The organism is Cellulosimicrobium protaetiae (genome assembly GCF_009708005.2).
Classification (GTDB): Bacteria; Actinomycetota; Actinomycetes; order Actinomycetales; family Cellulomonadaceae; genus Cellulosimicrobium; species Cellulosimicrobium protaetiae.
Map to the genome: position 1 here is coordinate 2,135,359 of NZ_CP052757.1, position 22,509 is coordinate 2,157,867.

Below are 22,509 nucleotides of genomic sequence, written 5' to 3' on the forward strand. Positions count from 1 at the left end.
CCGGCGTCGCCGCTGACCAGAGGTTGCCGAACCCGGGTTGCTCCCCGGTTCGCCGTCGAACTGGGGGACAACCCCGGGTTCGGCAGCTCGGCAGATCGGGGCGAGGGGGTTGATAGCGCTGTCAACGTGTGCGAGGGTATGCGGCGGGACCGGCGTCGAGGCTGGGCCCGGCCTCCGAGTCATCGATGACCACCGACCCCACGCCGCCGTGGGACCAAGGGGAGCACCACATGCGGATAGACAGCGCTGTCAACGCTGATCGCGATCCATTCCCGGCACGTACCGGACCGTCACTCTCTCGCCCGTCGCGTGCCAGCGGACGTCGGCGACGCGCGGGCGCCGTCGTCGCGCTGGCCACCGCGGCGAGCCTCGCGCTCCCGCTGGCTGCGTACGCGGCGCCCGGGCTCGCGGCGTCGCCCACGACCGCCGCCGGGACGGAGGCAGCGACGAGGTCCGATGTCGCCGCTGCCGCCGTCGACGGCCCGCTGGTCGACTACGTCAACCCTTTCATCGGGACCAAGGACGACGGCAACACCTACCCGGGGGCGGCCGTTCCGTTCGGCATGGTGCAGCTCTCGCCGGACAACGGGCACAACGTCGGCTACGACTACGACCGCACGTCGGTCCGCGGGTTCTCGCTCGTGCACCTGTCCGGCGTCGGTTGCGGCCTCGGCGGCCCGCTCCCGACTCTGCCGACGACGGGCGCGATCACCTCGACCGACTACGGCCAGTACGCCCTCGGCTTCTCCCACGACGACGAGGAGGCCTCGCCCGGCTACTACCGCGTGGGTCTCCAGGCACCCGCGGGCACGATCGAGGCCGAGCTCACCGCGACCGCGCGCACGGGCGTCCAGCGCTACACGTTCCCCGCGACGGCGCAGGCGAACGTCCTGCTCAACGCCGGCCAGGCGCTCAACCGGGTCACGGAGTCGGACGTGCGCGTCGTCGACGACCGCACGGTCGAGACCCGGATCACCGTGCGCGGGTTCTGCCAGGACACCGAACCGCAGACGATCTGGACCCGCACGACCTTCGACCGCCCCTTCGTCGCGCACGGCACGTGGGACGGCGCGACCGTCACCGCGGGCTCGGACGCCGCGTCCGGCGGCGAGGGGCGCCGTGGTGCGTACGTCACGTTCGACACCACGGGCGGCGACCTCGACGTCGAGGCCGTCACCGCGATGAGCTACGTGGGTGCCGACGGCGCCGCGGCGAACCTTGCCGCGGAGGCGGGGACGTTCGACGCCGTGCACGACGCCGCGCGCGCGGCCTGGGAGGCGCGGCTCGGCCTCGTGCAGGTCGCGCAGGGGGCCGAGGACGACCTGCGCACGTTCTACTCCTCGCTCTACCGCAGCTTCCTCGCGCCGAACGTCGGCTCCGACGTCGACGGGCGCTACCGCGGCTGGGACCAGGAGGTCCACGCCGCCGAACCGGACTTCACCTACTACCAGAACTACTCGCTCTGGGACACGTACCGCACGCAGCAGCAGCTCCTGTACCTGCTCGCGCCCGACGAGTCGGCCGACATGGCGCTCTCGCTCGTGCGCCAGGGCCAGCAGGGCGGCTGGCTGCCGCGCTGGGGGTACGGCACGGTCGAGACGAACATCATGACCGGCGACCCGGCCACGCCGTTCCTCGTCAGCGCGTGGCGTCAGGGCCTGCTCGCGGGCCACGAGGAGGAGGCGTACGCCGTCCTGCAGCAGAACGCCGACGGCGTCCCACCCGCGGACTCGCCGTTCAACGGGCGTGCGGCGAACGTCGAGTACCTGCGCGACGGGTTCGTCCCGCACGAGCCGGCGCGCTCCGGCAAGCCGGGCGACTACGACCTCCAGCACGGCGCCTCGGCGACCATGGAGTACGCCCTCGCCGACGCGATGCTCTCGACGATGGCGCGCGGCCTCGGCCACGACGAGGACGCCGACCGGTACGCAGCCCGCGGCCAGAGCTACCGCAACGTGTTCGACCCGCGCACGGACAACTTCCGGGCGCGCAACGCCGACGGGTTCTTCGTGGGCGACGCGGACCCTGCGCACTCGGACGGGTTCCACGAGGGCACCGCGGTGCAGTACCAGTGGCTCGTGCCGCAGGACGTGCCGGGCCTGTTCGACCTCATGGGCGGGACCGACGCCGCGATCGAGCGCCTCGACGCGTTCTTCGCGTACGACGAGCTCGTCGCCGACCCCGCGCGCGTCGCGAGCGAGGTCTGGGTCAACGGCACGTACGACTACTACGGCTGGGAGACCTACAACCCCAACAACGAGCCGAACCTCCACGCGCCGTACGTCTACCTGTGGACCGGGCAGCCCTGGAAGACGACGGACGTCGTGCGCGCCGCGTCGACGCTGTTCACCGACGGCCCCGACGGCGTCACGGGCAACGACGACCTCGGCACGATGTCCGCGTGGCACGTGCTGTCGTCGATCGGCGTGTACCCGATCGTGCCGGGCACCGACCTGTGGGGTCTGACGACCCCGCTCTTCGACGACGTGACGATCACGCTCGACCCCGAGGTCTTCGGCCGCGACACGCTGCACCTCACCGCCGACGGTGTCGCGCCCGACGCGCACTACACGCAGTCCGTCTCGCTCGGCGGCGAGCCGCTCGCCCGTGCCTGGGTCACGGGCGACGAGCTCACCGCCGCGGGCACGCTCGACGTCGCGGTCGGCTCCGAGCCGTCCGCGTGGGCGACCGACCCCGCGGCCTCGCCGGGCGCCGTCGTGCCCGCGGACGGCACGGTCGAGCGCCTGTTCGTCGGGGCGACGCCGCGGCAGCCGGTCCTCGCGCCGGGCGGGCAGACCGACGTCGCCGTCCAGGTCGTCGCGCAGGGCGTGGGGACCTCGACGGGGACGCTCGAGGTCACGTCCGACGGCGCCGTGACGGCGACGACCGACCTCGCTGAGTGGACCGCCGAGTCCGACGGCCTGCCGGCCACGGTCGAGGGGACGGTCACCCTTGCCGCGGCGGCGGACGCCGAGCCGGGCGTGCACACCGTGCGGCTCGTCGTGCACGACGCCGCAGGGACCGAAGCGGTGCGTGAGATCTCGGTCGTCGTGTCCGGGGAGTCGTGGATCGCGGGCGCGTTCGACAACGTCGGCATCGGCGATGCCGGGGCGGCCAACGCGAACCTCGACGGGTCCGGCGCGTACCTCCTGCGCGACCTGCTCGCCGACCTCGGCGTGGTCCAGGGCCTCGAGCTGACCGTCCCGGGCACCGACCTGACCTACCTGCTCGGCGCCGCACCCGCTGGCGAGCCCGACAACGTCGCGGCGAACGGCCAGGTGCTCGAGGTGCCCGAGGCGCAGCGCGGCACGCGCACGCTCTCGGTCGTCGGGACGGCGACCCACGGCACGCAGCGCGGCGACCTCGTGCTCGGGTTCGCTGACGGGACGAGCCAGACGGCCCAGGTCGCCCTGAGCGACTGGTGCACGGGCTCGCCCGAGCCCAGCAACATCCTCGTCGCCAAGCCGGGCGCACGGGGCAACGGGACCGGGACAGACAGGTTCGGCTGCGGGCTCTACGCCACCGCGCCCGTCACCGTGCCCGAGGGCAAGGTGCTGACGAGCCTCACCCTGCCGCGCAACACGCGGTTCCACGTGTTCGCGGTCGCGACCGACGCGGCCGGGGTCGTCCCCGCGCCCCAGGTCGAGGTCACGACGCAGGCCCGCTGCCTCGGCGGCAAGGCCTTCGTCGCGGTGCGCGCGCTCAACACCGGCGAGCAGCCCGCCGCGATCGAGCTCGCGACCCCGTACGGCTCGAAGGTCTTCGCCGAGGTCGCGCCCGGGGCGAACGCCTACCAGTCGTTCGCCACGCGCGCTTCCGCCGTCGAGGCGGGCGAGGTCACGGTGACCGTGACGACGCCCGACGGCGAGCCCCAGCAGGTCACGGCCGCGTACGACGCCGTCGCCTGCTCCTGATCGACGGTGGTGCGGGGCCGTACGGTCCCGCACCACCGTCCTCCATGTGCGTTCTGCCCGCTGCTCCTGACCGACGACGTACCGGCGCGACGGCCGTAGGAGCACGACTGCCGTACCTGCACGAGCGGTGTCACCGACCACGCCCAGCACGACGACAACGACGAGAGGGACGACCCATGACCGGTACGACGACGTACCCGGCCCCGCGACCCCGCGACCGCCGGACCACCGCGCCGCTCGCCCTGCTGGCGGCGCTCACGACGCTCGCGCTCGTGCTCGCCGCGGCGCTCCAGGCGCCGGCGGCGCGCGCCGCGGAGGCGTTCACACCGACCGAGGTGGTCGGCGCCGGCACGACCTGGCGCTTTCTGGACGACAACACCGACCCGGCCGCGGGTGCCGCCGACCGGACCGCGTGGGCGGACCCGGCGTTCGACGACGCGGCGTGGAAGACCGGCACGCCGGGCTTCGGCGCGGTCAACGGGACCGCGAGCGGCTTCGGCGGCGGCAACATCATCACGACGCTGCTGAGCTACTGGATCACCCAGACGCCCAAGGTCGTCGTGCCCGCGTACTTCTTCCGCACGACCGTGACCCTCGACGGGGCCACGCTCGACGAGATCACCGGCCTGCGCGGCACGCTCGTCTACGACGACTCCGCCACCGTGTACGTCAACGGCGAGCGCGTCGCGGGCTGGGGCGACTCGATGATCACCCGGAACCTCCAGTACCAGGACAAGGCGGGCGCGACCGCGCCGCTGCGCGAGACCCTCGTCATCCCGGCCGACGTGCTCGTCCCGGGCGAGAACACGATCGCGGTCGAGATCCACCAGTGCAACGAGACGAGCTCGGACGTCTTCTTCTCCCTCGCGCTCTCCACCACCGACGACCCGTCGATGCCGTTCCCGCAGGACGTCCTCGACCGGACCTACGCGTCCGACGCGACGCCGTCGGCCCCGGGCGGGCAGGACTGGTTCACCTGGACGCTGCGCGGGTTCGCCGACCTGCGGGCGAACCACCCCGAGATCCTCTCGCCCAACGAGCCCGGCCAGCCCACGAGCGCCAACGACCTCGGCTCGCTCGCGCGCAACAACGCGTACGTCGCCGGCGACGCGCAGGTGCAGCGTGCCCTGACCGACGGGCGCGGCTCGGCGTACGAGACCATGGCGGACGCGCTCGGCAGCGAGCTGGGGCCGATCTACCGCGACGCGCTCGCCGACGGCCGCCTCCCCAAGACGAAGGCCCTGCTGTCCGGGCGCGTCGAGAAGTCGGTCGGCAACCACGAGCCCGCGAAGGCGGCGTACGACTACAAGCGGCCGTTCGTCAGGTTCGGCTTCACGTCCGCGGGAGGCCACGTCAACGCGTTCGAGACCTCCGGCAGCTACGAAGGGCTCCGCAACAACGGCTCGTTCCCCAGCGGGCACACCAACCACGGCTACGCGCAGGGCACCGTGCTCGCCACCCTCCTGCCAGAGCTCGCGCCGCAGATCCTCGCGCGCGCGTCCGAGTACGGCGACAACCGCCTCGTGCTCGGCTTCCACTACCCGCTCGACGTCATGGGCGGGCGCATGGCCGGGCAGAACATCGCACAGCTCCGGTGGTCCGACCCCGCGTTCCGCGTGCTCCTCGAGCAGGCCCGGACCGAGCTCGTCACCGTGCTGGAGCGGGCGTGCGGCGACGAGATCGCCGCGTGCGTCCAGGACCAGGTGCCCTACCTCCCCACCGACCAGGCGCTCGCGGTCTACGACCAGCGCCTGACGTACGGGTTCCCGCGGGTCGGCGAGGCGGGCCGCGAGGTCCGGGTGCCCGCCGGCGCCGAGGACCTGCTGCGTACGGCGTTCCCCGACCTCACGGGCGACCAGCGCCGCCTCGTCCTCGCCGCGACCGCGCTCGACTCGGGCTACGCGCTCGACGTCGCGGGCGAGGCCGAGTGGCAGCGACTCGACCTCGCGGCCGCCATGGCGGCGGACGTCGTCGTGAACGCCGACGGCACGCTCACCGTGGACGGCGAGGTCGTCGGCGAGCCGACCGCACCGCTCGTCGACGTCGAGACCTCCGCGCGCTGCCTCGCCGGGGCGCCGTACGTCGCGGTCCGCGCCCGGAACGTGTCCGACGGCGCGCTCGCCGTCGCGCTCGTCACCGGCGCGGGGGAGAAGTCCTTCGCCGCGGTGGCCCCCGGCGCCAACGCGTACCAGTCCTTCGCCGTGCGCGGCGTGGAGACGGGGGCGGACGTGCCCGTGACCGTCACGGCGACCGGCCCGGGCGGCGCGACCCAGGAGGTCGCGCGAGACGTCGCCGTCCCGTCCTGCGGCTGACAGACCGACCCGGGAGGCGCCGAGGGAACGCCTCCCGGGTCATCTCCCTGGCGCCTCACCGACCCGTCGGGCACGCTGGTGCCCCGCCGCGACGACGGAGGCTCAGTGACCGAGGAGTACCAGGGCAGGCCGGCGATCCATGCGGAGACGCCGCAGGAGTGGCGGGCGTGGCTCGCCGAGCACCACGACGACCCCGAGCCCGGGGTGTGGCTGCTCACCTGGCGCCGCGAGAGCGGCCGCGCGACCTACGGGTACGAGCCCTGGATCGAGGAGGCGCTGTCCTACGGCTGGATCGACGGGCAGGCCGCGACGGTCGACGCCGACCGGCACGCGCTGTGGTTCACGCGCCGCCGGCGCGGCAGCCGCTGGACCCGGCTGAGCAAGGAGCGTGTCGCGCGCATCGAGGCGGACGGGCGCATGACCGACGCCGGCCGCGCCGTGGTTGAGGCGGCGAAGGCCGACGGGTCGTGGACGCGGCACGACGACGCCGAGGCGCTCGTCGTGCCCGACGACCTCGCCGTGGCGCTCGCCGAGCGGCCGGGTGCCCGGGAGCACTTCGACGCGTTCACGCCCGGGGTCCGCCGCTCGATCCTCGGCTGGATCGTCGAGGCGAAGCGTCCCGAGACCCGCGCGCGCCGGATCGCGGAGACCGCCGAGCAGGCCGAGCAGGGCGTCGCGGCACACCAGCCGCGCCGCTAGCCCGAACGCTCAGCGCACGACGCCCAGGGCGGCGGCCGTGGCGTCGTCGGCGGGGAAGAACGACTCGATCGCGACCTCGTCGAGCGTGACGTCCCGCGGGGATCCGAACACCGTCATCGTGTAGAGGAACGCGAGCTCGCCCTGCGGGGTCGTCAGGCGCAGCGGCACGACGGCGTCGTTCGCGGGGGAGCGGTCGTCGCGACGACGCTCCTCGTGGGGCAGGTAGCCCTCCACCTCGGCGAGCAGGTCGACGAGCGCGGGGTCGCCCGTGCGGTCGAGCTGGCGGCGCACGCGCCGTCGGACGTGCGCACCCCACTCCGCGAGGTTCGCGATCCGCGGAGCGAGGCCGTCGGGGTGCAGCGTCAGGCGCAGCACGTTCACGGGCGGCTCGCGCAGCCGGTCGGGCACACCGTCGAGGAACGTGCTCGCGGCAGCGTTGGCGGCGAGCAGGTTCCAGCGCCCGTCGACGGCCATCGCGGGGAACGGCTCGTGCCCGGCGAGCACGAGGTCGACGGCGCGGCGGGCCGCCGCGAGCGTCGCGGTCGACAGCGGCGTCTCGCGGTGCCGCGGGGCGTAGCCCGCCGCGAGGTAGACGTCGTTGCGCGCGCGCAGCGGGACGTCGAGCTCGTCGCACAGGCGGTCGATCATGTCCCGGCTGGGCTGCGCCCGGCCCGTCTCCACGAAGCTGACGTGGCGCGCCGAGACGTCGGCGCCCAGCGCGAGGTCGAGCTGCGAGCGCCGACGCCGCACGCGCCACTCGCGCAGCATCGATCCGGCGGGTGCGTCCACGGGAGGCATGGACCCACCCTGCCGCTCCCCGGGGGCCGGGCCAACTACCTCCGAGGTCATCGACACCGTGTCGTGGCCCGGCCGACGGTGGTGCTCCGGCCACCCGCCGGACCGTCACGGCGCCACGGACCAGGCGCCGGCACAGGAGGAACCATGACCGAGACGACGACGCGGACCGCGACGGCGGTCGAGCGCTACCTGGAGTTCTGGAACACGGCGGACGCGGCCGAGCGCGACCGGCTCGCGTGCGACACGTTCTCCCGCGACGTCGAGTACGTCGCACCCGTGACACGCGCCGTGGGGTGCGACGCCGTCCTCGCGTTCGCGACGGAGCTGCTCACGCACGTCGCGCAGCACCGGTTCGAGGCGCGCGCGGAGCCGGACCTGCTCGACGACCGGCTGCGGCTGCGCTGGCGCGCGCTCGCGCCCGACGGGTCGGAGTTCGCGACCGGCACCGACGTCCTGCACGTGCGTCCCGACGGGCTCGTGTCGTCGGTGACGACGTTCCTCGACCGCGCACCCGACGGCTTCGCCACCCACCACTGACGCTGAGTGCATGAAACAGTCGCGGTCGCATCGAGACGACCGCGACTATTTCACGCACTCAGCGGGTTCGGGGGCGTCAGGAGAGGTCCCAGAGCAGGCGGTAGTAGGCGATGCGCTCGGGATCAGGGTCGATGCCGTAGCCCGCGTAGACGTGGCCGTCGTACCCGGGGCCGTAGTTCCACTCGGTGCTCCAGGCGGCGACGGCGAGGTCGGCCCAGCGGTCCGCGACCCCCAGGGAGCCGAGGTCGACGTGCGCGGCGAACGCGCCGTCGTCGTGCAGGAGCGTGTTGGGCACGCACGCGTCGCCGTGGCACACCACGAGGTGCTCGACGGCGGGCAGGTCGTCGAGCCGGGACCTCGCCTCGGCGGCGGTCAGGTCGCGGTGCTCGGGGAACCACCCGTCCGGGCCGTCACCGCGGGCGAGGCGCGCGTCGGCGTCCGCCACGCGATCCTCGACCGCCCAGGTGAACGGGCACGACGCGACCGGCAGCGCGTCGTGCAGCGCCCGCAGCCCGCGCCCGATCGCGACGGCGGCGGTCGCCGGGTCGGCGACCCAGCGCGGCTCGACCGCGGACCGTCCCGGGACGGCGCGCGTGACGATCCAGGCACCGTCGTCGTCGGCGCCCGCGTCGAGGACCTGCGGCACGGGGGAACGGTCCCCTACCCAGGCGAGGCGCTCGGCCTCGCCCGCGAGGTCGATCTCCGGCGTCCCGGCGGGCACCCACTTGGCGTACCGGGCGTCTCCCGTCGACCCGTCGACGGGTTCGAGCCGGAACGTCAGACCGCCGAGCCCGTTGCGCCACACGGGCGTGACGTCGTCGTCGCCCGCGAGCGCGCGGACGGCGCCGGGCACGACGACCGGACCGGTCGGGACGGCGGCGAGCGGGGGGCGTGTCATGCGCGCGATCCTCGCACGACGCCGTCCGACGCATCACGAGCAGACCGTCGCCCTCCCTCCGGACGGGGGCGCGGGACCCCGACGGCGGGAGCACCCCGCCGGTCCCGCGACTGCGGAAGGGAACGACGATGACGACTCTCCTGACGACACTGCCGTCCTGGCCGCGCGTGCGCCGCGGCGCGAACGGGCACCCGGTCCAGACGCTCCAGCACCTGCTGCGGCACCGTGGGCACGAGCTCGCGGTCGACGGGGTGCTCGGGCCTCGTACCGAGGGCGCCGTGCGCGCCTTCCAGGACACGGCGGGGCTCGACGTCGACGGCGTCGCGGGGTCGGCGACCTGGGCCGCGCTCGTCGTGGTCGTGCGCCGGGGGAGCGTCGGCGAGGCCGTGCGCGCCGTGCAGCGCGAGGCGATCGCACGCGACCTGTCCGGCGGACCGGACCCGGTGCTCGACGTCGACGGACAGTTCGACCCGCGCACCGAGGCGTGGGTGCGCGGCTTCCAGGGCGCGCTGCACGCGGGCTTCCCGGAGGTCGCCGTCGACGGTGTCGTCGGGCCCGTGACCTGGCGGTGCCTCGTCAGCGGGATGCTGTCGCACTGACCTCGGGCGCGTCCGGGGCGCTGCCGAGGAGCGCGTCGCAGACCTCGACCAGCCGTGCGCGCAGGGCCGCGCCACGCTCGGCGAACTCGCGTTGGTGGCGCACGTACTCGGCCTTGCCCTCGGGCGTCTCGATCGCGACGGGTTCGAGCCCGTACGCCGACACGTCGTAGGGCGACGCCCGCATGTCGACGACGCGGACGTCGCGCGCGAGCTCGAAGCAGTCGAGCACGAGTTCGCCCGGGACGGCGGGGGAGAGCTTGAGCGCCCACTTGTAGAGGTCCATGGTCGCGTGCAGGCAGCCGGGCTGCTCCATCGCGGGCTGGGTCTCGCGCGTCGGCCGGAGGCGGTTCAGGGGACCGGCCTCGGGCGTGAAGAAGCGGAACGCGTCGAAGTGCGAGCACTGCACGGGGTGGGACTCGACGACGTGGTCCGTGCCCTCGTGCCCGAGGCGTAGCGGGAGCGGGTGCCGGTGGTCGCGACCGGCCTCCCGGTCGCGGTAGACCATCGCCCACTCGTGCAGCCCGAAGCACCCGAACCGGCCGGGCCGCGACGCCGTGGCAGCGAGCAGGGTGCGCAGGTACCGGACGGTGTCGCCGCGGTCGGCGAGGAACGCGTCGGCGTCGAGCACCAGACCCTCCGGTGCCTCGCGGTACCACCGCCACCCGGTGCGCGCGGTGTACGGGTCGGCAGGCTCGTCGTCGGGCCGGGGGGTGCGAGTGGAAGCGGGGCACGGCGGGCGGGCGAGCACGACGCCGGGACCCGGGTGCCAGCGGCGGAGCTGGGCCGGGCGCGTGGGGTAGTAGGTGAAGAGGAAGTCCTCGATCGCGTGCTGCTCGCCCCGCGGCTTGCGCTCCCGCCACCCCGCGGTGAACGCGTCCGCCCGCTCGGCGTGGGCCAGCTCGCGCGCGATCCACTCCTCGACGGCGAGCACGACGGGACCGACGGCGTCGGTCGTCGGGGCGGTCACGGTGGCGGTGCGGGGCACGCTCTCAGGGTACGAGAGCGCGAGCGGGAGCCTGCTCCGGGGACTTCACCCGGGCGGGCATTTTCCCGATGTGGGCAGGACCGGGGAAGAATGCTCGTGAACGTGCTGTGAAGGCCCGGCGCGTCCGTGCGGCCGACCACCTTTCGGCCGCACCCGAACGACCACGACGCGCGGCGAGGCCGCGGAGGAGCACCATGTCGCAGCCGCCCACGGCACCGCAGGACCCGTACCAGTTCGACCCCTACCAGCAGCACGGCGGCGGCCCCACGCAGCAGGCGCCGTCGCACGACGCCTGGGCGCAGGGCGAGGCGCCGACGCAGCCGTACGGCGCGGCCGACGGCGGGTACGGTACCCCGGGCTACGCGGCGGCGCCGGCCCAGGCTCCGTACGGCGCGGGCCAGGCGCCCGCCTACGGCACGGAGCAGCAGGCGTACGGTCAGCAGGCCGGGTACGGCGGCCAGCCCTCCGGCAACCCCGCGCAGCAGCCCTACCCGCAGCCGTACCCGGACCCGGCGCAGCAGGCGTACGGCCAGCCCTACGGCGACCCGGCCCAGCAGCCCTACGGCAGCCCCTACGGGAACGGCTACTCCGCGTACACCGCACCCACCCCGTCCACGAGCACGCTCGCGATCGTCGGGTTCGTCCTGGCGATCCTGGGCTTCCTCGGGAGCTGGATCCCGTTCGTCAACATCTTCGCTGCCCTGCTCGGGATCACGGGCGTCGTGCTCGGGTTCGTCGGGCTGTCCCAGGCGAAGCAGGGCCGGGGCGGCAAGGGCTTCTCGATCGCGGCGATCGTCCTCGGCGTGGTGTCCGTCCTGGTGACGATCCTCATGTGGGTGGTCTTCGTCGTCGCGGCGAACAGCGCCTCGTCGCAGTACGAGCAGTCGCTCTCCGAGATCCAGGAGGACTCCGACCGCGCGTTCGGCGAGGCGACGGACGACGTCCTCGCGAACGACCTCGGCGTGGAGTTCGGGACCTTCGAGGGCACGGCCGACGAGTACGGCTGGGTCGAGTCCGCGCTGCCGGTGACGTTCACGAACACGTCCGACGAGCCCCTCACGTTCGACATCGACATCGACGCGGTCGCGGCCGACGGCACCGTCATCGAGAGCGACTGGGCCTACTCCGAGGTTCTCGAGCCGGGCGCCTCGGAGACGGTCGAGGTCTTCGACATCATCGACGCCGAGAACCTCGAGGCGATGAAGACCGCCACCTTCGAGGTGACGCAGGCGAGCGCGTACTGACGGCGACGGCGCGGAACGGAGCACCGAGCGTGGACGACCCCACGACCTCGCCGGGTCCGGCGTCGTCCGAGCCCGCGTGGGGCACGGCCCCCGGCACGGAGACGGGCGGAGCGAAGGGCGGCCGCGTCCCGCCGGACCCCGAGGAGCCGGGGGCACCACCCGGTCCCGACGAGCACGACCCCGTCCAGGCAGCCACGACGGCGCAGCGCCGGGGGCGGTGGTCGTGGCGCACGGCCGCGCTCGTGGCGGCGACCGCGGGCGTCCTCCTCGTCGTCGCGGTGCTCGCCACGGAGGCGGTGACGGCCCGGCGCGGCTGGGCGCACGTCGGGGGTCTCTATGCGGTCGCGGGCGCGGCGGTGGTCGCGGTCGGTGCGGTCGTGTGGCGGCGCGGCACGCGTGGCGTGGCCGGCGCGACGCGCGCGCTCGTCGCGCTCCTGGCGGGCACCGTGGTGCTCACCGCGTGGGTGACGGTCGACGTCGTGACGGCGGGCGGGCCCGGGTACGGTCCCAGCAGCTCGCTGCGCGGGTACCCCCTGGGTGGCGGCTACGACGAGGGGCCCGAGATCGGGGCTGCCTCGGACCGGGTCTGGTACGGCGATTCCGTGCGGTACGCGGACGGCCTGGTCGTCGCGGTGTCCGCGCCGCAGCCATACACGCCCACGGAGCACACCACGGCGCGCGAGGACGACTTCCCGGACTCGGTCCGGGTGCGCGTGCGCGTCACGAACGGGACCGACCGGGCGGTCGACCCGGGCGGGCTCGACCTGCAGCCCGTCTCGGGCGGCCTCGTCGCCCGCAAGGTGTTCGACTACGCCCCCGACGTGCTGCTCGACCGCCCGGACACGATCGCTCCGGGGACGAGCGCCGAGTGGGACGTCGTGTACAACGTGTACGACCCCGAGGACGTCGCCGTCGGGCTCGAGCCGACCTGGGCGAACTACGCGGTGGCCGTGTTCTCCTGGTGACCCCGTCGTGCTCGGGTGTCACTCCGTGCGGTCGAGGTACTCCTGCGCGAGGCGCTTCGGGGCGCGCGAGAGCCACGCGTCCTGCAGCAGCTCCTCGAGCTCCGGCACGGCGACGAGATCGAGCCGCGCGAGCACGATCGGATAGCCGTCGAAGTGGCTCGTCGTGAGGAACACGGCGGGGTCGTCGCCGAGCAGCGCCGCCTTCTCGCCCTCGTCGGCGACGCGGAACGCGACGGGCGGCTCGGCGGGCGCGGCGTCACCGAGCTCGTCGAGGTCCTTCGCGCGCAGGGGCCGTTCCCAGACGAACAGCTTGCCGTGCACGGTCCACTGCCGCGGACCCTTGAGGTCCGTGTCCGGCAGCACCGCCACGATCCGCTCGACGTCCTCCCACGAGGCCATGCCTCCACGGTAGGCCGCCCGTCGGCGACGGACCACACGACCGGTGGACCGGCTCGGTGCGGCACGTCAGAACGGCGCGACCTTCCCGAGCGGCGGGAAGATCTCGTCGAGCTCGGTCAGGTCCTCGGCCGTGGGAGCCCAGGCGCCCGCGGCGGCGTTCTGGCGCACCTGCTCGGGCTTCGTCGCGCCGGCGATGACGCTCGACACCTGCGGGCGTGACAACAACCACCCGAACGCGACCTGCACCTCGGTGATCCCGCGCACCTGGCAGAACGCGCCGAGGCGCGCGAGCGCCTCCCACGGTGCCGACTCCAGGAGGTGCGGCTTGGTCCTGACGAGGCGGCCGTCGTCGGGCCGCGCTCCGTGCGCGTACTTGCCCGTGAGCAGGCCGTTCGCGAGCGGGAAGTAGGGGAGGATCCCGAGCCCGTACGCGGTGGCGGCGGGCAGCACCTCGAGCTCGGCGGCGCGGTCGACGAGGTTGTACTGGTTCTGCGCGGACACGAAGCGCACCGTCCCGGCCGCGCGGGCGATGAGCTCGGCCTCGGCGATCTGCCACCCCGCGCGGTTCGAGTGCCCGACGTAGAGCACCTTGCCCGCGCGCACCAGGTCGTCGAGCGCCGCGAGCGTCTCGTCGATCGGCGTCCGCGGGTCGGGCGTGTGGAACTGGTAGAGGTCGATCCGGTCGGTGCCGAGACGACGCAGCGAGTCCTCCACGGCGCGCACGACGTAGCGCCGCGACCCGCGCGCGTCGAAGTCGTCGCCCGCGACGCCGCGCATCGACATGCCGAACTTCGTCGCGACCACGGCGTCGTCGCGGCGCGACCCGAGCGCCTGACCGAGCAGCTCCTCGCTGAGCCCCGGGCGGCCGCCGTACGTGTCGGCCGTGTCGAAGAACGTCACGCCCGCATCGAGAGCGGCGTCGACGACGGCGCGCGTGCCCTCGAGCGTCTCGGTCGCGGTGGTCGGGCGACCGAAGTTGTTGCAGCCCAGCCCGACGGCGGAGACGGCCAGACCGGACCGGCCGAGGCGGCGCAGGGCGGGGCGGGGAGCGGTACCGTCGTTCGCAGTCGTCATGCGGCGACCCTACGACGAGGCGCGGGCGCGCGTGACCGCGGACGCGCGCGACGCGACCGTCGCGAAGAGCCGTTCGAGCGGCCCGCGCCCGAGTGCCCAGCGCCAGAGCGTCGCGACCGCGAGGGTGGCGAGCACGAGCGCGAGGAGAGGGCCGTTCGTCGTCTGGTCGTAGGCGTCGTCCCCCCACGCCCACAGCACGACGATCTGCGCCGAGTAGACCGTGAGCGCCGTCGCGCCGACCGCCGCGACCGGGGCGAGCACCCAGCGCCCGACGCGGCCCGCGAAGAGGCACAGCCCCAGCAGCGCGACGGCGAACCCGCCCGACCCCACGACCTCCGGCAGGGTGTCCGTGTGCGGGCCGGCGAGCCACAGGTACGCGCTCGTGGGCCACGGGTCGGACCAGCCGAGCGGCTCGGGCCGGAAGCTGCTCGACCACGCTGCCGCCGCGTCCTCGACGGCCTCGGCCCCGCCGAGCGGCCCGGTCATCGTCGCCGAGACGCCGTAGCCGATCCCCGCCGCGAGCAGCCCGCCGCCCACGAGGCCGACGCGCGTGGCGGTCGACGACAGGTCGGAGCGCCCGATCGCGATCCCGACGAGGACGTAAGCCATCCAGACGACGGCGGGGTAGTGCCCGGACACGAGGAAGTCGGTGAGGGCGCCCGACCCGTCGTCCGGCACGTGCAGCCCGGCACGCGCGAGCACCTCGGGGAGCCAGTACGCGAGCACCGGCCCGACCACGGCGACCGCGCCCGCGAGCACGAGCAGGTCGCGGCGGCGCCAGCGCAGGACGGGCAGGGCGAGCACGAAGTACGCCGCGTAGAAGCCGAGGATGAGCAGCACGCGCGTCCCGAGCAGGTCCAGCAGGCCCACGAGACCGAGGAGCATCACGGCGCGCACGAGGACGCGCGTGCGGGTCTGCAGCGCGGGCAGCCCGTCGAGGGGCGTCCGCCCTCCCGAGACGATCGCGAGCGACACCCCCGCCACGAGCGCGAAGAGGATCGACGACCGCCCGTGGGACAGCGAGAGCCAGCCGGAGACCTCGCCGAAGTCCTCGGAGGTGTACCCGACGTGGGCCGCGAACATCCCGAGGACCGCGATCCCGCGCGCGACGTCGAGGCCCGTGACGCGGCCCGGGCCGCCGAGCAGGAGCGCGGCGTGGCGGCGCGCGAACCCGGGGGAGGGGCGAGCGGGTTCGCCGGGGGCGGGAGTCGTGCCGGTCGCGGCCGTCATGGGGGGATTGTCCGCGCGCGGGCGCGCTCCCACCAGGCCGCCACGCCGGTGCGGACGGGGACGCCGCCCCGGCGCGGACCGCGCGCCCAGAGTGTGAGAACGGGGTCGAGAACGATGCACGTCCGGCCTACGGTGCGGGTATGACCCACACGCCCCACGGTGCCGCCGCGGCCGCCGACCACCACGCCGACGCCCCCACCGGGGCCGGGAGCGACCCCGCGCAGGAGTCCGAGTCGTACACGCACGGGCACCACGAGTCCGTGCTGCGCTCGCACCGGTGGCGCACCGCCGAGAACTCGGCCGGCTTCCTCCTGCCGCACCTGCGCGCGGGCATGAGCGTCCTCGACGTGGGCTGCGGCCCGGCGACGGTCACCGTCGACCTCGCCGACCGCGTGGCCGGGGGACGGGTCGTCGGGGTCGACGCGTCCGAGGCCGTCCTCGAGAGCGCGCGCGAGCTCGCCGCTCAGCGCGGCACCGCGAACATCGCGTTCCAGCACGCGAACGCGTACGAGCTGCCGTTCGCGGACGGCACGTTCGACGTCGTCTACGCGCACCAGCTCCTGCAGCACCTGTCCGACCCGGTCGGTGCCCTGCGGGAGATGAAGCGGGTCGCCAAGCCCGGCGGCCTCGTCGCCGTGCGCGACGCCGACTACGCCGCCATGACCTGGTACCCCGAGTCCCCGGGCCTGACGGAGTGGAACACGCTCTACCACGAGGTGACGCACGCGTACGGGTTCGAGGCCGACGCCGGTCGTCGCCTCTTCTCGTGGGTCCAGGACGCCGGGTTCGACCTCGACGGGATCGAGCCCAGCGCGAGCACGTGGTGCTACGCGACCCCTGCCGACCGCACGTGGTGGGGCGGGCTGTGGGCCGAGCGCTGCGTGGCCTCGAACTTCGCGGTGCAGGCGAAGGAGTCGGCGCTCGCGGACGACGTAGCGCTCGAGCAGCTCGCGCAGGACTGGCTGCGCTGGGCCGAGGAGCCCGCCGGCTGGTTCGCGGTCCTCAACGGTGAGGTCCTCGCCCGGGCGTGACCGGGCGGGCGCTGCTCGCGCCACGGTCCCGCGCGGTCGCGCGGGCGCGGGCCGGATAGCCTGGGCCCGTGCGCATCGCGAGATTCACCACCGGAGACGACCCCCGCTACGCCCTCGTCCAGCAGGAGGGGGACCGCACGTACCTCGCGGTCCTCACGGGCGACCCGCTGTACATGCCCGTCACGCCGACGGGCGAGCGCATCGAGCTGGGCGACGGCGTCCGGCTCCTCGCGCCGGTGATCCCGCGCTCCAAGATCGTCGCCGTGGGACGCAACTACGCGGACCACGCGAAGGAGATGGGCAACGACGTCCCGACGAGCCCGCTGCTGTTCCTCAAGCCGAACACCTCGGTCGTCGGCCCGGACGACCCCATCGTCCTGCCGGACTTCTCGCAGGAGGTCTCCTACGAGGCCGAGCTCGCGATCGTCATCGGCCGGCTCGCCAAGGACGTCTCTCCCGAGGCGGCGCCGGGGTACGTGCTCGGCTACACGGTCGCGAACGACGTCACCGCGCGCGACGCGCAGCGCACCGACGGGCAGTGGGCGCGCGCGAAGGGCTTCGACTCGTCGTGCCCGCTCGGCCCGTGGATCGACACCGACCTCAACCCCGAGGACGTCGGCGTCCGCAGCCGCGTCAACGGCGAGGTGAAGCAGGACGGCCGCACGAGCGACATGATCTTCGACATCCCCTTCCTGGTGTCGTACATCTCCGAGGCGATGACCCTCCTGCCGGGCGACGTCATCCTCACCGGCACGCCCGCGGGCGTGGGCCGGATCGACGTCGGCGACCGCGTCGAGTGCGAGGTCGAGGGGATCGGCGCCCTGAGCAACCCGGTCGTCCGGCGGGCCTGAGCGTGCGACCCGCCCCCGGTCGGACCGTCGCGCGAGGAGCCGGCTGGGGTGCGGTCGTGCCGTGCGCGGTCGTCGTCGTGCTCGTGGTCCTCGCCGTGGTCGCCGGGGGCGTCCCCACCGGGGAGGCGTTGTCGTACGGGATCGTCCTCGCGATCGTCAGCGTCCCGGTCTGCGCCCTCGCGGGCGCTGCGGTCGGCGGGCTGGTCGTCCTCGCGCGGTCGCGACGGCGTGACGTGCCTCGTCCGGCGACGACCGGTGCGCCGTCGGCGAGTGCCGCCCGGGACTGAGACGACCACGCAGGAGAGGCCGGACACCCGGGCGGCGGACGACGTCGGGCAACTACGCTGGGCACCGTGATCCCCGCACCTGGTACCTCGCCCGTCCGCGTCCGCTTCTGCCCGTCCCCGACCGGGACGCCGCACGTCGGGCTCATCCGCACCGCGCTGTTCAACTGGGCGTACGCGCGGCACACCGGCGGCACGTTCGTGTTCCGCATCGAGGACACCGACGCCGCGCGCGACAGCGAGGAGAGCTACCAGCAGCTCCTCGACGCGCTGCGCTGGCTCGGGCTCGACTGGGACGAGGGCGTCGAGGTGGGCGGCCCGCACGAGCCGTACCGGCAGTCGCAGCGCGCGGACATCTACCAGGACGTCATCGCGCGGCTCGTCGAGGGCGGGTACGTGTACGAGTCGTTCTCGACTCCCGAGGAGTCCGACGCGCGCAACGCCGCCGCGGGCGTCAAGACCAAGGGGTACGACAACTTCGACCGCACCCTCACGGACGAGCAGAAGGCGGCGTTCCGCGCCGAGGGCCGCGAGCCGGTGCTGCGCCTGCGCATGCCCGACGAGGACATCACGTTCACGGACCTCGTCCGCGGCGAGATCACGTTCAAGGTGGGCTCGGTCCCGGACTACGCGCTCGTGCGCGGCAACGGCCAGCCGCTCTACACGCTCGTCAACCCCGTCGACGATGCGCTCATGGGGATCACGCACGTGCTGCGCGGCGAGGACCTGCTGTCGTCCACGCCGCGCCAGATCGCGCTGTACCGGGCGCTGCTGGAGATCGGCGTCGCGCAGGTGATGCCGGAGTTCGGCCACCTGCCGTACGTCATGGGCGAGGGCAACAAGAAGCTCTCCAAGCGCGACCCCGAGTCCAACCTGTTCCTGCACCGTGAGCGCGGCTTCACGCCCGAGGGCCTGCTCAACTACCTCGCGCTGCTCGGCTGGTCCATCTCGCCGGACCACGACATCTTCACCGTCACCGAGCTGGTCGAGGCGTTCGACGTCCACGACGTCCTGCCCAACCCGGCGCGTTTCGACCTCAAGAAGGCGGAGGCGATCAACGCGACGCACGTGCGCCTGCTCGCGCCGGAGGACTTTCGCGACCGCCTGGTCCCGTACCTGCACGCGGGCGGCCTCGTCCCCGCGGACTCGTTCGCCGACCTGTCCCCGCGCAACCAGGAGATCCTCACGGCGGCGGCGCCGCTCGTCCAGGAGCGCATGGTGCTGCTCGGGGAGTCGGTCGGGATGCTCGGCTTCCTCTTCACGGCCGACGACGCCCTCACGGTCGAGGACGACGCGCGGGGGGCGCTGCGCGACGACGCGAAGGACATCCTCGCCGCGGCGATCGCCGCGCTCGACGTGCTGCAGGACGACGAGTTCGTCACCGCGGCCATCGAGGAGCGCCTGCGCGACGCGATCGTCGAGGGGATGGGCGTCAAGCCGCGCTTCGCGTTCACGCCGCTGCGCGTCGCGCTCACGGGCCGTCGCGTCTCGCCGCCGCTGTTCGAGTCCATGGAGCTGCTCGGCAAGGGCTCGACCCTGGAGCGCCTCGTGCGCCTGCGGGACGCGCTGTGACGGACCTCGGCGTCTCGGCGACCCCCGCGCCGCTCGAGGGAGTCCTGTTCGACGTCGACGACACGCTCGTCGACACGCGCGCCGCGTTCGCGGAGGCGATCGCCGCCGCGTCGCGGGTCTGGCTCCCGCACCTGCCCGAGGACCGGTACGACGAGGTCCTCGCGCTGTGGCGCTCCGACCCGAACGGCCACTACCGCGCGTACACGCGCGGCGAGATCGACTTCGACGCGCAGCGCATGGCGCGCGCGAACGAGCTCCAGGCGACGTTCGGCGGCGAGCTGCTCGACGACGCCGCGTACGTGGACTGGAAGGACCTCTTCTGGGGCACGTTCGAGGCCTCGTGGACGGGGTTCGAGGACGCGCGCCCGGTCGTGGACGCGCTCGTCGCGGCGGGGGTCCGCGTCGGCTCCCTGACGAACGCGCGCGTCGAGCTCCAGACCCGCAAGCTCGCCGCGGCGGGCCTGCCCGACGTCCCTCTGCTCGTCGGGGTGGACACGCTCGGCTTCGGCAAGCCCGACCCGCGCGTGTTCGCCGAGGCGTGCGCGCGGCTCGGCACCGACCCGGCGCGCACGGCGTACGTCGGCGACGAGCTCGACGTCGACGCGCGCGCCGCGCTGGCGGCCGGGCTGGTCGGCGTCTGGCTCGACCGCCCCGGGACGCGCCGCGGCGGCCCGCACCCCGAGGACCCGACGTCGGCCCGCGCGTCGGGCGTGCACGTGGTCCACGGCCTGGCCGACCTGCCCGCGACGCTCGGCATCACCGTCCCCGCCCCGCTCCCCGCCGCGACCCCCGCACCGAGATAGAACCCCGGTCCGCCGAGAGAGAACCCTGGTACCGCGAGATAGAACCCTGGTACCGCGACACGGGCTCTGGTCATCGACCACGGTTCTACCTCGCGCTACCGCGGTTCTCCCTCGGCGACGCGGCATCAGGTGAGGAGCACGACGCCGACGAGGGCCGTCGTCGTGACGAGGAGCGCCGAGAGCCCGCCGAGGACGAGCGCGCGCCGCCCCGTGCGCAGCAGGTAGGGCACGTCGACGCCCAGCCCGAGCGCGAACATCGCGGCGACGAACGCGAGAGTCGTCGCGGTCGCCAGCGCGACGAGCAGCGGAGCCGGCACGACGCCCAGGCTGCGCAACGCCACAGCGACCACGAACCCGACGACGAACCACGGCACCGGCGCGACCCGCGGCGGGGTCGCGTCCGTCGTCGTGCCCGGAGCGCCAGCGAGGTCCGTGCCGACCGTGGAGCCGACGCGAGCGAGGGCAGCGCGCCGAGCGCCGCGGGCGACGACGACGCCCGCCACGGCGACGAGAGGCGCGAGCAGCGCGACCCGCGCGAGCTTGGCGACCGTGGCGGTCGCGAGCGCGGGGTCCGAGATGGTCCCGGCGGCGGTGACGACCTGCGCGACCTCCTGCACGCTCGCGCCGATCCACAAGCCTGCCTGGTCGTCGGTGAGACCGACCAGCGAGGCGAGCCAGGGGAGCGCGACGATCGCGAGCGTGCCGTAGACGGTGACGAGCGCGAGGGACGCGGCGACTCCGTCGTCGTCCTCGCGGACCTGACCAGGGGTGCGCCCGGGGCCGGCGACGACGCCCTGCATGGCCGAGATCGCCGCGGCCCCGCACACCGAGAACCCGGTCGCGACGAGCAGCGTCGTGACGCGCGGGACGCGCAGGACCCGGCCGAGCGCGAGCGTGCCCGTGAAGGTGACGAGGAGCGTCGTCGTCACGACGACGAGACCCCGCCACCCCAGCGCCAGGACCTCGGGGACCGAGAGCTGGAAGCCGAGCAGCACGACTCCGGTGCGCAGGACGACGCGCGACGTCCAGGCGACCCCGGGCCGGGTCGCCGCGACGGGAGCCGCGCCACGCCGGGTCCCGCCCACCCGGCCGAGGACCGGCGCGACGAGCGCTCCGAGCACGAGCGCGACGACGAGCGGGGACACCGTCGGGACGAGCCGCGCACCGAGCAGCACGACGAGCGTCGCCGCGGCGACCAGCCCGAGCCCGGGGAGCAGCGCACGGGAGCCCGCGGCGCGGCGGGACGTGCTCGTCGTCGCGACGGGTGGCGCGGTGCGGGTCGTGCCGGGTGTGGGAGGGGCCATGCTCACGAGCGTGCTGCGCGCGGCGGCGCCGCGGAAGGGCGATCTTCCTCGCAACCCATAGAGTGGGCCTATGGCACAGTCCTCGCGCGACCGGACCTCGCTCTCCGCGCTCGAGCTGCTCGTCGCGACCGACTCGCACGGCTCGATCAGTGCCGCGGCGCGGGCGCTCGGCGTCGCCCAGCCGACGGCGTCGGCGGGCCTGCGGGCGCTGGAGCGCCGTCTCGGGCTCGACCTCCTCGAGCGCACGACGCGCGGTGCGCGGCTCACCGAGACGGGCCGGGCCACCGCGGCGTGGGCGCGCGAGGTGATCGAGGCCTCCGACCGGTTCGAGACGTCGGTCGCCGCGCTGCGGGACGCCCCGTCCGCCCGGGTGCGGGTCGCGGCGAGCCTCACGGTCGCCGAGTACCTGGCCCCGCGCTGGCTCGCGCGCCTCGCGCTCGAGGGGCCCGGACCGGGCGGGGGAGCACCGGACGTCGAGCTCGTCGTCCGCAACTCGCGCGAGGTCACCGACCTCGTGCTCGACGGCGCTGTCGAGCTGGGCTTCGTCGAGAGCGCGACGCTGCGCCGCGGTCTGCGCAGCCGGACCGTGGCGCACGACCGGCTCGTCGTCGTCGTCGGGCCGGCGCACCGCTGGGCACGGCGGAGCGCGCTGCGCGTCGACGAGCTCCTCACGGGCGGGCTCGTCGTGCGCGAGCGCGGGTCAGGGACCCGCGAGACGCTCGAGCGCGGCCTCGCGGCGGTCGGCGAGCGACTGCCCGACCACCTGCCCTACCTCGGCTCCACGGCGGCCCTCAAGACCGCGGTGCAGCACGGCGGCGCCGTCGCCGTCCTGTCGAGCCTCGCCGTCGCCGACGACGTCGCGCGCGGCGCACTCGTGCGTCTCCCGGTCCCCGGTCTGGAGCTGGACCGTCGGCTGCGCATGGTGTGGAAGGACGGCACGGCGCTCTCCTCGGCCGCGCGGCGCATCGCGGCCGCTGCGGCCGCCTCCTCGGGCTGAGGGGCGCGGTCCG

At 74.4% G+C, this 22,509-nt stretch carries 20 protein-coding genes; 13 read left to right on the forward strand and 7 right to left on the reverse strand.

Annotated features, from left to right (window positions below; translation table 11 throughout):
• The first annotated feature begins 185 nt into the window (after positions 1-185).
• The 3 genes from FIC82_RS08930 (at position 186) to FIC82_RS08940 (ending at position 6,925) form a co-directional block, all read left to right on the forward strand.
• The gene (locus FIC82_RS08930; protein ID WP_216610009.1) at positions 186-3,914 is read left to right on the forward strand and encodes a GH92 family glycosyl hydrolase; all 3,729 of its coding nucleotides are present in this window, start codon (positions 186-188) and stop codon (positions 3,912-3,914) included.
• A 176-nt stretch (positions 3,915-4,090) separates the two neighbouring features.
• A complete protein-coding gene (locus FIC82_RS08935; RefSeq protein ID WP_154798319.1) occupies positions 4,091-6,226 on the forward strand; it encodes an acid phosphatase in 2,136 nt (711 codons plus the stop codon).
• A 105-nt stretch (positions 6,227-6,331) separates the two neighbouring features.
• Positions 6,332-6,925, forward strand: a complete 594-nt coding sequence (locus FIC82_RS08940; RefSeq protein WP_171445698.1) for a YdeI/OmpD-associated family protein — start codon at positions 6,332-6,334, stop codon at positions 6,923-6,925.
• A 9-nt stretch (positions 6,926-6,934) separates the two neighbouring features.
• On the opposite strand, the gene FIC82_RS08945 is transcribed toward FIC82_RS08940, so the two are convergent.
• Positions 6,935-7,723 (reverse strand): helix-turn-helix domain-containing protein, encoded by a 789-nt coding sequence (locus tag FIC82_RS08945; RefSeq protein WP_154798321.1) that lies wholly within the window; start codon positions 7,721-7,723, stop codon positions 6,935-6,937.
• 144 nt (positions 7,724-7,867) lie between these two features.
• Between FIC82_RS08945 and FIC82_RS08950 the strand changes: the two genes are divergently transcribed.
• Complete coding sequence (locus FIC82_RS08950; protein ID WP_154798322.1) at positions 7,868-8,260, forward strand: nuclear transport factor 2 family protein; 393 nt, start codon at positions 7,868-7,870, stop codon at positions 8,258-8,260.
• 76 nt (positions 8,261-8,336) lie between these two features.
• Here FIC82_RS08950 and FIC82_RS08955 read toward each other — a convergent pair whose 3' ends face one another.
• Positions 8,337-9,158, reverse strand: coding sequence for an aminoglycoside 3'-phosphotransferase (locus FIC82_RS08955; RefSeq protein WP_154798323.1), 822 nt, complete (start codon positions 9,156-9,158; stop codon positions 8,337-8,339).
• A gap of 128 nt (positions 9,159-9,286) precedes the next feature.
• Between FIC82_RS08955 and FIC82_RS08960 the strand changes: the two genes are divergently transcribed.
• Positions 9,287-9,757, forward strand: a complete 471-nt coding sequence (locus FIC82_RS08960; RefSeq protein ID WP_154798324.1) for a peptidoglycan-binding domain-containing protein — start codon at positions 9,287-9,289, stop codon at positions 9,755-9,757.
• Here the strand turns inward: FIC82_RS08960 and FIC82_RS08965 are convergent.
• Positions 9,735-10,742: a 3-methyladenine DNA glycosylase gene (locus tag FIC82_RS08965; RefSeq protein ID WP_418884350.1), complete on the reverse strand. Its 1,008-nt coding sequence runs from the start codon at positions 10,740-10,742 to the stop codon at positions 9,735-9,737. The genes FIC82_RS08960 and FIC82_RS08965 overlap by 23 nt on opposite strands.
• A gap of 194 nt (positions 10,743-10,936) precedes the next feature.
• Here FIC82_RS08965 and FIC82_RS08970 point away from each other — a divergent pair, with 194 nt between their 5' ends.
• Entirely contained in the window at positions 10,937-11,986 is a 1,050-nt protein-coding gene (locus FIC82_RS08970; RefSeq protein WP_154798325.1) for a DUF4190 domain-containing protein, read from the forward strand.
• Positions 11,987-12,015: 29 nt separating this feature from the next.
• Positions 12,016-12,951 carry a hypothetical protein gene (locus tag FIC82_RS08975; protein WP_154798326.1) on the forward strand — a complete coding sequence of 312 codons (936 nt, stop codon included), beginning with the start codon at positions 12,016-12,018 and terminating at the stop codon, positions 12,949-12,951.
• Between the two features lie 18 nt (positions 12,952-12,969).
• Here the strand turns inward: FIC82_RS08975 and FIC82_RS08980 are convergent, their stop codons facing one another.
• The 3 genes from FIC82_RS08980 to FIC82_RS08990 all read right to left on the reverse strand — a co-directional run bounded on the left by FIC82_RS08980 (position 12,970) and on the right by FIC82_RS08990 (position 15,654).
• Positions 12,970-13,350 (reverse strand): MmcQ/YjbR family DNA-binding protein, encoded by a 381-nt coding sequence (locus FIC82_RS08980; protein WP_154798327.1) that lies wholly within the window; start codon positions 13,348-13,350, stop codon positions 12,970-12,972.
• 66 nt (positions 13,351-13,416) lie between these two features.
• On the reverse strand, positions 13,417-14,424 hold the full coding sequence (locus FIC82_RS08985; RefSeq protein WP_154798328.1) for an aldo/keto reductase: 1,008 nt from the start codon (positions 14,422-14,424) through the stop codon (positions 13,417-13,419).
• Positions 14,425-14,433: 9 nt separating this feature from the next.
• A complete protein-coding gene (locus tag FIC82_RS08990; protein ID WP_154798329.1) occupies positions 14,434-15,654 on the reverse strand; it encodes a heparan-alpha-glucosaminide N-acetyltransferase domain-containing protein in 1,221 nt (406 codons plus the stop codon).
• 140 nt (positions 15,655-15,794) lie between these two features.
• Here FIC82_RS08990 and FIC82_RS08995 point away from each other — a divergent pair, with 140 nt between their 5' ends.
• From FIC82_RS08995 to FIC82_RS09015, 5 genes are all read left to right on the forward strand, one after another.
• Positions 15,795-16,685 (forward strand): methyltransferase domain-containing protein, encoded by an 891-nt coding sequence (locus FIC82_RS08995; RefSeq protein ID WP_154798330.1) that lies wholly within the window; start codon positions 15,795-15,797, stop codon positions 16,683-16,685.
• A gap of 68 nt (positions 16,686-16,753) precedes the next feature.
• Positions 16,754-17,536, forward strand: coding sequence for a fumarylacetoacetate hydrolase family protein (locus tag FIC82_RS09000; RefSeq protein ID WP_168731652.1), 783 nt, complete (start codon positions 16,754-16,756; stop codon positions 17,534-17,536).
• Between the two features lie 2 nt (positions 17,537-17,538).
• On the forward strand, positions 17,539-17,823 hold the full coding sequence (locus tag FIC82_RS09005) for a hypothetical protein (RefSeq protein WP_154798331.1): 285 nt from the start codon (positions 17,539-17,541) through the stop codon (positions 17,821-17,823).
• 66 nt (positions 17,824-17,889) lie between these two features.
• Positions 17,890-19,392, forward strand: coding sequence for a glutamate--tRNA ligase (gene gltX / locus FIC82_RS09010; protein ID WP_171445699.1), 1,503 nt, complete (start codon positions 17,890-17,892; stop codon positions 19,390-19,392).
• Entirely contained in the window at positions 19,389-20,195 is an 807-nt protein-coding gene (locus FIC82_RS09015) for an HAD family hydrolase (protein WP_168731653.1), read from the forward strand. The genes gltX and FIC82_RS09015 overlap by 4 nt, the downstream gene beginning before the upstream one ends.
• A 125-nt stretch (positions 20,196-20,320) precedes the next feature.
• Here the strand turns inward: FIC82_RS09015 and FIC82_RS09020 are convergent, their stop codons facing one another.
• Positions 20,321-21,499 (reverse strand): YeiH family protein, encoded by a 1,179-nt coding sequence (locus tag FIC82_RS09020; RefSeq protein ID WP_154798333.1) that lies wholly within the window; start codon positions 21,497-21,499, stop codon positions 20,321-20,323.
• A gap of 70 nt (positions 21,500-21,569) precedes the next feature.
• Between FIC82_RS09020 and FIC82_RS09025 the strand changes: the two genes are divergently transcribed.
• Positions 21,570-22,496 carry a LysR family transcriptional regulator gene (locus FIC82_RS09025; RefSeq protein ID WP_154798334.1) on the forward strand — a complete coding sequence of 309 codons (927 nt, stop codon included), beginning with the start codon at positions 21,570-21,572 and terminating at the stop codon, positions 22,494-22,496.
• Positions 22,497-22,509 lie beyond the last annotated feature (13 nt).

Excerpts from the sequence above, each read along its gene's own strand:
- FIC82_RS08990 (WP_154798329.1), bottom strand. The coding sequence starts at position 15,654 with ATGACGGCCGCGACCGGCACGACTCCCGCCCCCGGCGAACCCGCTCGC.
- FIC82_RS08985 (WP_154798328.1), bottom strand. The coding sequence starts at position 14,424 with ATGACGACTGCGAACGACGGTACCGCTCCCCGCCCCGCCCTGCGCCGC.
- FIC82_RS08935 (WP_154798319.1), top strand. The coding sequence starts at position 4,091 with ATGACCGGTACGACGACGTACCCGGCCCCGCGACCCCGCGACCGCCGG.
- FIC82_RS08970 (WP_154798325.1), top strand. The coding sequence starts at position 10,937 with ATGTCGCAGCCGCCCACGGCACCGCAGGACCCGTACCAGTTCGACCCC.
- FIC82_RS08960 (WP_154798324.1), top strand. The coding sequence starts at position 9,287 with ATGACGACTCTCCTGACGACACTGCCGTCCTGGCCGCGCGTGCGCCGC.
- FIC82_RS08945 (WP_154798321.1), bottom strand. The coding sequence starts at position 7,723 with ATGCCTCCCGTGGACGCACCCGCCGGATCGATGCTGCGCGAGTGGCGC.
- FIC82_RS08930 (WP_216610009.1), top strand. The coding sequence starts at position 186 with ATGACCACCGACCCCACGCCGCCGTGGGACCAAGGGGAGCACCACATG.
- FIC82_RS08950 (WP_154798322.1), top strand. The coding sequence starts at position 7,868 with ATGACCGAGACGACGACGCGGACCGCGACGGCGGTCGAGCGCTACCTG.
- FIC82_RS09020 (WP_154798333.1), bottom strand. The coding sequence starts at position 21,499 with ATGGCCCCTCCCACACCCGGCACGACCCGCACCGCGCCACCCGTCGCG.
- FIC82_RS08980 (WP_154798327.1), bottom strand. The coding sequence starts at position 13,350 with ATGGCCTCGTGGGAGGACGTCGAGCGGATCGTGGCGGTGCTGCCGGAC.
- FIC82_RS08955 (WP_154798323.1), bottom strand. The coding sequence starts at position 9,158 with ATGACACGCCCCCCGCTCGCCGCCGTCCCGACCGGTCCGGTCGTCGTG.
- FIC82_RS08995 (WP_154798330.1), top strand. The coding sequence starts at position 15,795 with ATGACCCACACGCCCCACGGTGCCGCCGCGGCCGCCGACCACCACGCC.
- FIC82_RS09025 (WP_154798334.1), top strand. The coding sequence starts at position 21,570 with ATGGCACAGTCCTCGCGCGACCGGACCTCGCTCTCCGCGCTCGAGCTG.